The 13,105-nt window shown below is 63.2% G+C and carries 11 protein-coding genes; 8 read left to right on the plus strand and 3 right to left on the minus strand.

Features of this window, described 5'->3' with window-relative positions:
- The first annotated feature begins 177 nt into the window (after positions 1-177).
- The 3 genes from JG739_RS14075 (at position 178) to hydA (ending at position 4,329) form a co-directional block, all read left to right on the plus strand.
- A complete protein-coding gene (locus JG739_RS14075; protein ID WP_202366965.1) occupies positions 178-1,506 on the plus strand; it encodes an aspartate aminotransferase family protein in 1,329 nt (442 codons plus the stop codon).
- Positions 1,507-1,562: 56 nt separating this feature from the next.
- A complete protein-coding gene (locus tag JG739_RS14080) occupies positions 1,563-2,813 on the plus strand; it encodes a Zn-dependent hydrolase (RefSeq protein ID WP_202366966.1) in 1,251 nt (416 codons plus the stop codon).
- A 64-nt stretch (positions 2,814-2,877) separates the two neighbouring features.
- Positions 2,878-4,329 carry a dihydropyrimidinase gene (gene hydA / locus JG739_RS14085; protein ID WP_202366967.1) on the plus strand — a complete coding sequence of 484 codons (1,452 nt, stop codon included), beginning with the start codon at positions 2,878-2,880 and terminating at the stop codon, positions 4,327-4,329.
- 134 nt (positions 4,330-4,463) lie between these two features.
- Here hydA and JG739_RS14090 read toward each other — a convergent pair whose 3' ends face one another.
- Positions 4,464-4,868 (minus strand): cupin domain-containing protein, encoded by a 405-nt coding sequence (locus JG739_RS14090; protein WP_202366968.1) that lies wholly within the window; start codon positions 4,866-4,868, stop codon positions 4,464-4,466.
- A 110-nt stretch (positions 4,869-4,978) separates the two neighbouring features.
- Here JG739_RS14090 and JG739_RS14095 point away from each other — a divergent pair, with 110 nt between their 5' ends.
- The 5 genes from JG739_RS14095 to JG739_RS14115 all read left to right on the plus strand — a co-directional run bounded on the left by JG739_RS14095 (position 4,979) and on the right by JG739_RS14115 (position 9,931).
- Entirely contained in the window at positions 4,979-5,770 is a 792-nt protein-coding gene (locus JG739_RS14095) for an ABC transporter ATP-binding protein (protein WP_202366969.1), read from the plus strand.
- A gap of 468 nt (positions 5,771-6,238) precedes the next feature.
- The gene (locus JG739_RS14100; RefSeq protein WP_202366970.1) at positions 6,239-7,117 is read left to right on the plus strand and encodes an ABC transporter permease; all 879 of its coding nucleotides are present in this window, start codon (positions 6,239-6,241) and stop codon (positions 7,115-7,117) included.
- Entirely contained in the window at positions 7,114-8,250 is a 1,137-nt protein-coding gene (locus tag JG739_RS14105; protein ID WP_202366971.1) for an ABC transporter permease, read from the plus strand. Before JG739_RS14100 ends, JG739_RS14105 begins: the two co-directional genes overlap by 4 nt.
- 83 nt (positions 8,251-8,333) lie before the next feature.
- On the plus strand, positions 8,334-9,305 hold the full coding sequence (locus tag JG739_RS14110; protein ID WP_202366972.1) for an ABC transporter substrate-binding protein: 972 nt from the start codon (positions 8,334-8,336) through the stop codon (positions 9,303-9,305).
- A 176-nt stretch (positions 9,306-9,481) separates the two neighbouring features.
- Entirely contained in the window at positions 9,482-9,931 is a 450-nt protein-coding gene (locus tag JG739_RS14115) for a CHRD domain-containing protein (RefSeq protein ID WP_202366973.1), read from the plus strand.
- Positions 9,932-10,143: 212 nt separating this feature from the next.
- On the opposite strand, the gene JG739_RS14120 is transcribed toward JG739_RS14115, so the two are convergent.
- Together JG739_RS14120 and JG739_RS14125 are read right to left on the minus strand one after the other, a co-directional pair.
- Positions 10,144-11,793, minus strand: a complete 1,650-nt coding sequence (locus JG739_RS14120; RefSeq protein WP_202366974.1) for a thiamine pyrophosphate-binding protein — start codon at positions 11,791-11,793, stop codon at positions 10,144-10,146.
- Positions 11,790-12,965: a CaiB/BaiF CoA transferase family protein gene (locus tag JG739_RS14125; protein WP_202366975.1), complete on the minus strand. Its 1,176-nt coding sequence runs from the start codon at positions 12,963-12,965 to the stop codon at positions 11,790-11,792. The genes JG739_RS14120 and JG739_RS14125 overlap by 4 nt, the downstream gene beginning before the upstream one ends.
- Positions 12,966-13,105 lie beyond the last annotated feature (140 nt).

A 13,105-nucleotide genomic window follows, 5' to 3' on the forward strand; every position in this document is an offset into this window, starting at 1 on the left:
TGGAGCGCGCCTCAGCTGCCGCATTTCCGCTAGTAATCCCTTGACCGCCGACAGGGCGGTGCTAACGTTTGTCCAATCGGTCAAAATTTGCGTAGCACGAAAACGCAGCAGAGACCAAGTGTCGGGAAGACCAAGCGTTAGCCGCACCGAAACAGGTTACAAGGGGAAGTCTTGGTCATGTCCAACCGGCTGAAAGTCACGCCGAACGATCTCAGCGCATTCTGGATGCCGTTCACGGCAAACCGGCAGTTCAAGCAAGCGCCGCGCATGATGGTGTCCGCCAAGGATATGCATTACACGACGAGCGACGGTCGCACGGTTTTAGACGGCACCGCCGGCCTGTGGTGCGTCAATGCCGGCCACTGCCGGCCGAAGATCACCGAGGCGATCCAGAGCCAGGCCGCCGAGCTCGACTACGCGCCGGCGTTCCAGATGGGTCACCCGATCGTCTTCGAACTGGCCAACCGTTTGGTCGACCTGGCGCCACAGGGCATGGACCACGTGTTCTTCACCAACTCCGGATCGGAATCGGTCGAGACCGCGCTGAAGATGGCGATCGCCTATCACCGCGCCAAAGGCGAGGGCTCGCGCACCCGCCTGATCGGCCGCGAGCGCGGCTATCACGGCGTTAATTTCGGCGGCATCTCGGTCGGCGGCATCGTCACCAACCGCAAGATGTTCGGCACGCTGCTCGGCGGCGTCGACCACATGCCGCACACCCACCTGCCCGAGAAGAACTCGTTCACCAGGGGCGTGCCCGAGCATGGCGCGGAATTGGCCAATGAACTGGAGCGCATCGTCACGCTGCACGACGCCTCGACGATCGCGGCGGTCATCGTCGAGCCGGTGGCCGGTTCCACCGGCGTCATCCTGCCGCCGAAGGGCTATCTCGAGAGGCTGCGCGAGATCTGCACCAGGCACGGCATCCTTTTGATCTTCGACGAGGTCATCACCGGTTTCGGCCGTCTCGGCACGCCGTTTGCCGCCGACTATTTCGGCGTCACTCCCGACATCATGGCCACCGCCAAGGGCGTCTCCAACGGCGTTATTCCGATGGGCGCGGTGTTCGTCAGGAAGGAAATCCACGACGCCTTCATGACCGGCCCCGAGCATATGATCGAGTTCTTCCACGGCTACACCTATTCGGGCAATCCTATCGCCTGTGCGGCAGCACTCGGCACGCTCGACACCTATAAGGAAGAGGGCTTGCTGACCCGCGGCCAGGATTTGGCGCCGTATTGGGAAGACGCGCTGCATTCGCTGAAGGGCGAGCCGAACGTCATCGATATCAGAAACATCGGCCTGATCGGCGCGATCGAGCTGGCGCCCATCCCCGGCAGTCCGACCAAGCGTGCCTTCTCGGCTTTTGTGAAAGCGTTCGAGCGCGGCGCGCTGATCCGCACCACCGGCGACATCATCGCGCTGTCGCCGCCGCTGATCATCACCAAGGGCCAGATCAACGAATTGATCGACCATGTGCGTGAAGTGCTGAGGGCGGTGGATTGAGAAACGCGGCGCAGCTTTCCTTGGGGGACGCTGCGCAATCGATGAGGTTTTAGAAAATGGCCGCTCCGGGCGAGAATCTGCGAATCAATTCAGATCGTTTGTGGGATTCGATAATGGAGATGGCGAAGATCGGCCCCGGCATTGCCGGCGGCAATAATCGCCAGACGTTGACCGACGCGGACGGCGAGGGGCGGCAGCTGTTCAAGCGCTGGTGCGAGGCGGCGGGACTTGAAATGGGCCTCGACGAGATGGGCACGATGTTTGCCCGCCGCGAGGGCACCGAGCCCGATCTGCCGCCGGTCTATGTCGGCAGCCATCTCGACACCCAGCCGACCGGCGGCAAGTATGACGGCGTGCTTGGCGTGCTCGGCGGCCTGGAGATCGTGCGCTCGCTCAACGAGCTCGGCATCAAGACAAAACATCCGATCGTCGTCACCAACTGGACGAACGAGGAAGGCGCGCGCTTTGCGCCGGCGATGATGGCATCCGGCGTATTCGCCGGCGTCCTCGACCAAGCCGACGTCTACGAGCATGTCGACAAGGACGGCAAGAAGTTCGGCGAGGAACTCGAACGCATCGGCTGGAAAGGCAGCGAGAAAGTCGGTGAGCGCAAGATCCACGCCTTCTTCGAGCTGCATATCGAGCAAGGCCCGATCCTAGAGGACGAGGGCATAGACATCGGCGTCGTCACCCATGGCCAGGGACTGAAATGGCTGCAGGTGACGCTGACCGGCAAGGAGGCGCATACCGGCTCGACGCCGATGCCGAAGCGCCGCAATGCCGGGCTCGGCATGGCGCGGGTGATCGAGCTGGTGCACGAGATCGCCATGGACTACCAGCCCGACGCCGTCGGCGCGGTCGGCCACATGGAGGTCTATCCGAACTCGCGCAATATCATCGCCGGCCGCACCATGTTCACCATCGACATCCGCTCGCCGGAAAAGGAAGTGCTCGACGCCATGGACGGGCGCATCCGCGAAGGCATCGACACAATCTGCGAAGCGCTCGACATCAAATATCAAATCGACCAGGTCGGTCATTTCGATCCGGTGACTTTCGATCCGGGCTGCGTCAAGGCTGTGCGGGATGCGGCAGAGCGCCTGGGTTATACGCATCGCAACATCGTCTCCGGCGCCGGCCACGACGCCTGCTGGATCAACCGCGTCGCGCCGACGGCAATGGTGATGTGCCCCTGCGTCGACGGGCTGTCGCACAACGAGGCCGAGGAAATCACCAAGGAATGGGCGGCGGCCGGCGCCGACGTGCTGTTCCACGCGGTGGTGGAGACAGCGGTGATCGTGGGGTGAGCTAGCATCCAGGATTCCGAACGCCGCTCACCAAGAAGCGCGAGATAAACAAGGGAACAAAAAAATGTCCAAAGTCATCAAGAACGGCACCATCGTCACCGCCGATCGCAGCTGGAAAGCCGACGTGCTGTTCAAGCACGGCAAGATCATCGCCATCGGGCCGGACCTGCATGCCGACCACGAGTTCGACGCCACCGGCTGCTATGTGATGCCGGGCGGCATCGATCCGCACACCCATCTCGAAATGCCGTTCATGGGTACTTATTCGGCCGACGATTTCGAGAGCGGCACCCGCGCCGCGCTTGCCGGCGGCACCACGATGGTCGTCGATTTCTGCCTGCCGGCGCCGCAGCAGTCGCTGCTCGAGGCCCTGCAGATGTGGGACAACAAGACCTCGAAAGCCTCCTGCGACTATTCCTTCCACATGGCGATCACCTGGTGGGGCAAGCAGGTGTTCGACGAGATGGCCACTGTCGTCGACAAGGGCATCACCTCGTTCAAGCACTTCATGGCCTACAAGGGCGCGCTGATGGTCGACGACGACGAGATGTATTCGTCGTTCCAGCGCTGCGCCGACCTTGGCGCGCTGCCGCTGGTCCATGCCGAGAATGGCGACGTGGTGGCGGCGCTGTCGCAGAAGCTGCTGGCCGCCGGCAATAACGGCCCCGAAGGGCACGCTTACTCGCGGCCGCCGGAAGTGGAAGGCGAGGCGACCAATCGCGCCATCATGATCGCCGACATGGCCGGCGTGCCGCTCTATGTCGTGCATGTCTCCTGCGAGCAGGCCCACGAAGCCATTCGCCGGGCGCGGCAGAAAGGCATGCGGGTGTTCGGCGAGCCGCTGATCCAGCATCTGACGCTCGACGAGAGCGAATATTTCAACAAGGACTGGGACCATGCCGCACGCCGCGTGATGAGCCCACCGTTCCGCAACAAACTGCACCAGGATTCGCTGTGGGCCGGCCTGCAGGCCGGCTCGCTGCAAGTCGTGGCGACCGACCACTGCGCCTTCACCACCAGCCAGAAGCGCAACGGCTTGGGCGACTTCACAAAAATTCCGAACGGCACCGGCGGGCTCGAGGACCGCTTGCCGGTGCTGTGGACGACCGGCGTCAACACCGGCCGGCTGACAATGAACGAGTTCGTCGCGGTGACATCGACCAACATCGCCAAAATCCTCAACATGTATCCGAAGAAGGGCGCCATCGTCGAAGGCGCCGACGCCGACATCGTCGTCTGGGACCCGCAGCGCGAGAAGACGATCACGGCCAAGAAGCAGCAGTCGGTGATCGACTACAACGTCTTCGAAGGTTTTGAGGTGACCGGCCTGCCGCGCTTCGTCTTTTCGCGCGGCGAACTGTCGATCCAGGAGGACGAGGTCAAGGCGAAACCCGGCCATGGCGAGTTCGTCGGCCGCGAGCCGAATGCCGCAGTCAACCGGGCGCTGTCGACCTGGAAGGAAATCTCCGCGCCGCGCAAGGTGGAACGATCAGGTATTCCGGCGACCGGGGTGTGAGCTTGCGCAAGGACGGTACTGTCCCGGTGCTAGTGATTGCCGAAGTCGGCGCCGCCCCTCTGGGGCAGCGCAAACCTGAAGCGATTGCGCTGTCTCGATGCCCGATGCCAATTGGTCGGCGGGTAGGCCGCTTATCAGGCGACCAGCCCATCCAGTTCCGGCAGCAGGACGACGCTTTCCTGTTCGTTGGGATCGGTGCGGGCGATGACCGCCGAGGCCGGGCTGGCGCTCAGATTGGCCGGCAGATGCGGCACGCCGGCGGGAATGTAGAAGAGGTCGCCGGCCCTGGCCACGATCTGCTGCTCGAGCCGGTCGCCATACCAGGTATGGACCTCGCCCGAGAGCACATAGATCGCCGTCTCATGGCTTTCGTGCATATGCGCCCTGGCTCGGGCACCGGGCGGCATGGTGAGCAGGTGCATGCAGATGCCGGTAGAGCCGACCGTCTCGGCGGCGATGCCGGTGAAATAACTCAGTCCCTGCTTGCCTTCATAAGAGCTTTCGGGGCGGATAAGATGGCAGGTGGGTTTGGACGACATCGGGCAAACTCTCGATCGAGTGGGACAAGATAAGTGGTAAGCAGCATTTTGGCAAAAGCAACGGGAGTCCGGCCGGCGCGGGGGCGACGCGAGAAGCCAGGCTGCGGCCTATGACCGGACAGTCGCCAGCCGTCGTTTCGGCAAGCAAGCTTGGCCTGACCTTCCAGACCAGTGACGGTCCGGTGCAGGCGCTGTCGAATGTCGACTTGACCATCGGCAAGGGCGAATTCGTCTCCTTCATCGGGCCGTCCGGCTGTGGCAAGACGACCTTGCTGCGGGTCATCGCCGATCTGGAGAAACCGACATCGGGAAGCATCGCCGTCAACGGCATGACGCCCGAGCAGGCGCGCCAGAGCCGCGCCTATGGCTATGTCTTCCAGGCGGCCGCACTTTATCCGTGGCGCACCATCGAGCGCAATGTGGCGCTGCCGCTGGAGATCATCGGCCTGTCGAAGGCAGAGCAGGCGGCGCGCATCAAGCGCACGCTCGATCTGGTCAACCTGTCCGGCTTCGAGCAGAAATACCCGTGGCAGCTTTCCGGCGGCATGCAGCAGCGTGCCTCGATCGCGCGGGCACTGGCCTTCGATGCCGATCTTCTGTTGATGGACGAGCCGTTCGGCGCGCTCGACGAGATCGTGCGCGACCACCTCAACGAACAACTTCTGGAGCTTTGGGAGCGGACCAACAAGACCATCTGCTTCGTCACCCATTCGATTCCCGAGGCGGTCTACCTTTCGACGCGCATCATCGTCATGTCACCGCGCCCGGGCCGCGTCAGCGACGTCATCGAATCGACATTGCCGAAAAAGCGGCCACTCGACATTCGCGAGACGCCGGAGTTTTTGGCGATCGCCGCGCGGGTGCGCGACGGGCTCAGGGCAGGGCACAGCTATGAGGATTGAGGTGGTTTCTCCTCTCCCCAATGGGGGTGGTAGGCCCACCCATGCTTTCGTCATCCTAGGGCGGAGCCGCCGCGAAGCGGCGTTCATTGAGAGCGCTGCCAACCACGCCTTCGTCATCCTAGGGCGGGGCAGTCGCGAAGCGGCGTTCATCGAGATCGCGGCCAACCACGCCTTCGTCATCCTAGGGCGAAGCAAGGAGCGAAGCGACGCGGCGCAGACCCTAGGATCCATGCCGTTACCTTCGCGCTTTGCAATGGTACGGAACATAGCTCCCTGTCTTAAGGGAACGTCGGCTGCCGAGGCTTGGCTGGCGGATATTCTAGACCGGTTGGGCCATTCGGCCGAGGTCACGGAATGGATCCTAGGGTCTACGCCCGCCGCTTCGCGGCGGCTCCGCCCTAGGATGACGAAGCCGTGGTTACCCGCTCGCGTAACGCAAAGTGTGCGCCAGTCGTCCGAGGCCCGCTGATGGACTCCTTTCGCGACAAGCTCATCCCGGTGACCTCGATCCTCGCGGGCGTGGTGGTCGTCTGGTATGTTTTCGCCGTTATCCTCAACGCGCCGTTCCAGCGCGATCTCGACCGCCGTGCTAACCAAACGCCTGATATTGTGGAATTCATCGGCAAGACGATGTCGCAGCCGAAGCCGACGCTGCCGGCGCCGCATCAGGTGGCGGTCAATTTCTTCGAGAACACGTTTCTGCGCAAGGTCACCAGCAATCGCAGCCTTGTTTACAATGCTTGGGTGACGCTGTCCTCGACGCTGCTCGGCTTCGCTTTCGGCACGGCCCTCGGCATCCTGATTGCCGTCGGCATCGTCCATGTGGCGACGCTCGACCGCAGCCTGATGCCGTGGATCATCGCCTCGCAGACCATTCCGATCCTGGCGGTGGCGCCGATGATAATCGTCGTGCTGGCGGCGATCGGCGTCACCGGGCTGATCCCGAAGGCGCTGATCTCGACCTATCTGTCGTTCTTCCCGGTGGCGGTCGGCATGGTCAAAGGGCTGCGTTCGCCCGAACTCACCCATCTCGACCTGATGCACACTTATAATGCCAGCGCCTCGCAAACCTTCTGGAAACTGCGGGTGCCGGCATCGGTGCCGTTCCTGTTCACCTCGATGAAGGTGGCGGTGGCGGCCAGCCTGGTCGGCGCCATCGTCGGCGAACTGCCGACCGGTGCCGTCGCCGGCATCGGCGCCAAGCTGCTTGCCGGCGCCTATTACAGCCAGACCATCGATATCTGGTCGGCGCTGGTGGCCGGCTCGGTGGTGGCGGCGCTGCTGGTTATGATGGTCGGCATCGCCGGTCGCATCGTCGACCGCGCCATGGGCGGGAGGCCGGCATGAGCGATCGCCTCAGCCTTTCGTCGATCACGCCCCGCTCGTGGCAAGGGTATGCTGCGCTTGCCCTGCTTGCCGTGGCGCTGCTTCTTTGGCCGCTTGTCGATGCCACGCCTGGTTACGGCATAGGGACTCCGGCTTTGATTTTCTTGTTGCTGCTTCTGGCAATCGGGGCCGATCATTTTCCGCCGGCAATCGGGGTGGTGTTGCTCTTCCTTGGCGCGCATGGCGCGGCGTGGCTGCTGCTCGCCGGCATAACCGGCAATGAGGGCACCGCTCGCGCGTCGTTTTATCTGCTGCTTGCCGCGGCATGGCTTCTGGCCTGGCGCTGCGTGACGGTGCTGTCGGCGCTTCGCCCGGCCTCGCGCTTTGCGGCGACCGCTTTGCGGCTGATCATTCCGGCGATCTTCGGCGCCTGGATCCTGATCATCTGGGAGGCGGTGACGCGCGGCGCCGGCATTCCCTTCATCCTGCTGCCGCCGCCAAGCGCCATCGGTGTGCGCATCGCCAATTCGCTGCCGGTGCTGGCCGCCGACGTGCGGCAGACCATCTTCAAGGCGGTTCTCTTCGGCTACATCGTCGGCAGCGGCGCCGGCTTCATCGCCGCCATCGCGGCCGACCGCGTGCCGTTCCTGCGCCGCGGGCTTTTGCCGATCGGCAATATGGTGTCGGCGCTGCCGATCATCGGCGTGGCGCCGATCATGGTCATGTGGTTCGGCTTCGACTGGCAGTCGAAGGCCGCCGTCGTCATCATCATGACCTTCTTCCCGATGCTGGTGAACACCGTCGCCGGGCTTGCCGCCTCCGGCCATATGGAGCGCGACCTGATGCGCACCTATGCCTCGAGCTACTGGCAGACGCTGTTCAAGCTGCGGTTGCCGGCGGCAGCGCCCTTCATCTTCAACGCGCTGAAGATCAATTCGACGCTGGCGCTGATCGGCGCCATCGTCGCGGAGTTCTTCGGCACGCCCGTGGTCGGCATGGGATTCCGGATTTCGACCGAAGTCGGGCGGATGAATATCGACATGGTCTGGGCCGAAATCGCAGTTGCAGCACTTGCTGGTTCGGTCTTTTATGGCGTGGTCGCTCTTCTCGAGAGAGCAGTCACGTTTTGGCATCCCTCCGTCCGTGGTGGATAGGGCGGTGGCGGGTTTGGCATCAGGGGTCGGTTTAAAGGTCCTGGTCCTAAAAGGGTAAACACTTAACTCCAGAGGGTAAAAGCATGAAAAGACTTGTTGTTTCGATGCTGGCCGGCGCGATGTCGCTTGCCGCGTTTCAGGCGATCGCCGCGGACAAGGTGACGCTGCAGCTGAAATGGGTCACGCAGGCCCAGTTTGCCGGCTATTACGTCGCCAAGGACAAGGGCTTCTATGAGGCCGAGGGTCTCGACGTTGAGATCAAGCCGGGCGGTCCCGATATCGCGCCCGAGCAGGTGATCGCCGGTGGCGGCGCCGACGTCATCGTCGACTGGATGGGCGGCGCGCTGGCCGCACGCGAAAAGGGGGTGCCACTGGTCAATATCGCCCAGCCGTTCAAGAAGGCCGGCATGCAGCTGGTCTGCCCGAAGGACGGCCCGGTCAAGACCGAAGCCGACTTCAAGGGCCATACGCTCGGCGTCTGGTTCTTTGGCAACGAGTATCCGTTCTACGCCTGGATGAACAAGCTCGGCCTGAAGACCGACGGCGGCCCGGACGGCGTCACCGTGCTGAAGCAGAGTTTCGACGTGCAGCCGCTGATCCAGAAGCAGGCGGATTGTATTTCGGTCATGACCTACAACGAATACTGGCAGCTCATCGATGCCGGCTACAAGCCGGAAGAGCTGATCGTGTTCAACTACTCGGCCATGGGCAACGACCTGCTTGAGGACGGGCTCTATGCCTTGGAGGACAAGCTCAAGGATCCGGCCTTCGAGGACAAGATGGTGCGTTTCGTGCGCGCCTCGATGAAGGGCTGGAAATACGCCGTCGACAATTCCGACGAGGCGGCCGAAATCGTCATGGACAATGGCGGCCAGGACGAGAACCACCAGAAGCGCATGATGGGCGAAGTCGCCAAGCTGATCGATAATGCCGACGGCAAGCTCGACCCGGCGACCTACGCGCGCACCGCTAAGGCGCTGCTCGACCAGAAGATCATCAGCAAGGAGCCGACCGGCGCCTACACGACCGCCATCACCGACAAGGCGATCAAATAGGGATAGAGGCGAACAACCGGGGCCTCTGGCGCCCCCAGTTCGAAAAAAAGGGGCGGGTGACCGCCCCCTTTTTTAGGTTGTAAAATAGCCGTTACCGGTGGAAACATTCGCTCGTCACAACCGTTGTTGCGGGGCATCCAGCTTCAGCGGATGTCATCGCCACAACGGAGATCTCCATGCGCATGCAATCCTTCTCGCCGATGCTTTCGGCGCTCGCCGTTTCGGCTTCCTTCCTGTGCGCTTCACCGGCCTTGGCCGACCTGATGAAGATGAAGGCGACGCTCGATGGGGCCCAGCAGAATCCACCCGTCACCACGGAGGGCAAAGGCGAGGCCACTCTCGGCTTCAACACCGAGACGAAACAGCTGACCTGGAACGTGATGTATTCAGGTCTCAGTGGACCGGCGACGGCGGGACATATTCACGGTCCGGCAGCAAAGGGTGAAAATGCCGACGTCGTCGTCCCGTTCAAGGGCGCTCCGAAAAGCCCGTTCAAGGGGGCGGCGATCCTGACCGACGCGCAGGCTGCCGACCTGATGGCCGGCAAATACTACATCAACATCCATACGGCGGCCCACAAGGACGGCGAGATCCGCGGCCAGATCGAGAAGGCAGCGACGATGTAGCGTAGGCCGAGTTCCTTCGCGCCCCCCTCTGTCCTGCCGGACATCTCCCCCACGAGGGGGGAGATCGGATGTCACAATCGCTTTCGCCAATTTTCAACGTCGGAGGAAAGGCAGGCCAATGAAGCTGCCGATCTCCCCCCAAGTGGGGGAGATGCCCGGCAGGGCAGAGGGGGGCGCGAAGGAACTCGGCCTGACTAGCTATGCCCCTGCGCTCACGACCTGTCGCGTATCTGCGTCATCGTCCGGGTCGGCGTGATCGCCTCGGGGTCGAGCCTGATCTCGACGATCGCCGGCTTGCCGCTGGCGCGGGCGCGCTCGAAGGCCGGCGCGAAGTCGGCCGTCTTCTCGACGGTTTCGCCATGGCCGCCATAAGCGCGGGCGAGCGCCGCGAAGTCGGGATTCTTCAAATCCGTGGCGACGACGCGGCCCGGATATTCACGCTCCTGATGCATGCGGATGGTGCCGTAGATGCCATTGTTGACGACGACGACGATGATCGGCAGATCGTACTGCACGGCGGTGGCGAATTCCTGGCCGTTCATCAGGAAGCAGCCGTCGCCGGCAAAGGCGATCACGTCGCGCTCGGGGAACAATTCCTTGGCGGCGACCGCTGCCGGCGTGCCATAGCCCATCGAGCCGGAGGTCGGTGCTGCCTGCGTGGCAAAGCGGCGGGAACGGTGGAAGCGGTGCACCCAGGTGGCGTAGTTGCCGGCGCCGTTGGTGAGGATCGCATCGTCGGGCAGCATTTTTTCGAGATAGTTCATGATCGGTCCCATCTGGACGGCGCCGGGACCGCTTTCAGGCGGTGTCGACCAGTCGAGATAGGCGGCGTGCAGCTTGGGTGTTTCATCCGCCCAGACCGGCGTGGCGGCCGGCTTGCGCCCGGCAAAGGCTTCGACGAAGGCGGACGGCGAGGCGTTGATCGCCAGCGTCGGCCGGTAGACACGGCCGAGCTCGCCGGCGTCGGCATGGACATGGACCAGCGACTGGTCGGGGTAGGGGCTCTTGAGCAGCGTGTAGTCGGAGGACGGCATCTCGCCCATGCGGCCGCCGATCAGCAGCACGAGGTCGGCCTGCTTGATGGCGGTCGCCAGCTTCGGGTTGATGCCGATGCCGACATCGCCGGCATAGTTGGGGTGGAGATGATCGAACAGCATCTGGCGGCGGAAGGAGCAGCCGACCGGCAGCGACCAGGCTTCGGCGATCGTCCGCATCCGCGCGACGGCCGCCGCATCCCAGCGCGTGCCGCCGAGAATGACAAAGGGGCGTTTTGCTTTGCCGAGCAATGTTTCCAGCGCGTCGAGCTCGGCCTCGCCCGGCCGGGTTTCGACCGGCGTATAGGGCAGGGCTGCTGGTGCCTCGGCAAGGCTGGTCAGCATGTCTTCCGGCAGCGAGATGACCACCGGGCCGGGACGGCCGGACGTCGCCACCGCGAAGGCGCGGGTGACGAATTCGGGAATGCGCGCGGCGTCGTCGATCTCGACCACCCATTTGGCGATGTCGTCGAAGAACCTGACATAGTCGACCTCTTGAAAAGCCTCGCGATGCTTGGCGTGGCTGGCGACCTGGCCGATGAACAGGATGACGGGCACCGAATCCTGCATGGCGATGTGGATGCCGGCCGAGGCGTTGGTGGCGCCGGGGCCGCGGGTGACGAAGCAGATGCCTGGCTTGCCGGTCAGCCGGCCATGGCAATCGGCCATCATCGCGGCGCCGCCTTCCTGGCGGCAGACGATGGTGCGGATCGGCGAATCGTGCAGCGCGTCGAGCACCGCAAGGTAGGACTCGCCGGGCACGCAATAGATACGATCCGTTCCGTTGGCTTCGAGTGCTTCGACGATCAGTTGTCCGCCGGTCTTCATTTTCCTGACCTCTCCAGTTCGGCAAGGATTTCTTCGGTGTGTTCGCCGAGACGCGGCGAGGGCCGCTCATAGACCAACGGCGTGGCCGACATGACCATCGGCGCGCGCACCGAGGGCAACAGATTGCCGTGGCCGTCGTCGAGGTCGAGCCGCATGCCGCGCGCGATGGTCTGCGGGTCGGCGAACATCTCGCCGATCGTGTTGATCGGGCTGGCAGGCACGCCTGCCGCCTCCAGCCTGGCCAGCAGCGGATCGCGATCGAAGGTTTTCAGCGCCTCGATTATATGCTCGCGCAGTGTCGCCCGGTTGGCGACCCGGGCGGGATTGGTGGCAAAATCGGGGTCGGATGGCAGGTCGTCCAATCCGACGGCGGCGCAGAATTTGGCGAACTGGCCGTCATTGCCGATGGCCAGGATGATGTGGCCGTCCCTGACCGGCACCACTTCGTAGGGCGCGATGTTCATATGCGCGTTGCCCATCTGCACCGGCGATTTTCCCGAGACCAGATAATTGAGGTTCTGGTTGCCGAGCGCCGAGATCTGGCTGTCGTAGAGCGCCACGTCGATATGCTGGCCTTCGCCGGTCTTTTCGGCATGGCGAAGTGCGGCCTGGATGGCGATTACCGAATAGAGGCCGGTGAAAATGTCCGATATGGCGACACCGGCCTTTTGCGGCTCGCGGCCAGCCTCGCCGGTGATCGACATCATGCCGGCCATCCCCTGGATGATGAAGTCATAGCCGGCGCGCGGTGCATAGGGCCCGTCCTGGCCGAAGCCGGTGATCGAGCAATAAATCAGCCGCGGGTTGATTTCCCTGAGGCTCTCATAGTCGAGGCGGTATTTCTTCAGCCCGCCGAGCTTGAAGTTCTCGATCAGCACGTCCGATGTCGCGGCCAGCCGGCGCACTGTCGCTGCGCCCTCGGGCGTCGAGAAATCGATGGCGATGGAGCGCTTGCCGCGATTGCAGGAATGGTAATAGGCGGCCGAAAGGTTTTCGCCGTCATGGCTCATGACGAAGGGCGGACCCCATTTGCGGGTATCGTCGCCGCCATCCGGGCTCTCGACCTTGATGACGTCGGCGCCGAGATCGGCAAGCAATTGCCCCGCCCACGGCCCGGCCAGGATGCGGGCGAGCTCGATTACGCGGATGCCTTTCAGTGGAGGCTCGGTCATGGATCACCGTGATTGATCGGAAACGCAGGCTCTAGTTTTTTATGCATGTCGTTATCCCAAAACCGCTGCGCACTTTTGGGCAACATGCACTATCAATCCCGCGTGCCGAAGTCACGGCTCTTGCAATGGGCCAAACCCGA

The organism is Mesorhizobium sp. L-2-11, assembly GCF_016756595.1.
GTDB lineage: Bacteria > Pseudomonadota > Alphaproteobacteria > Rhizobiales > Rhizobiaceae > Mesorhizobium.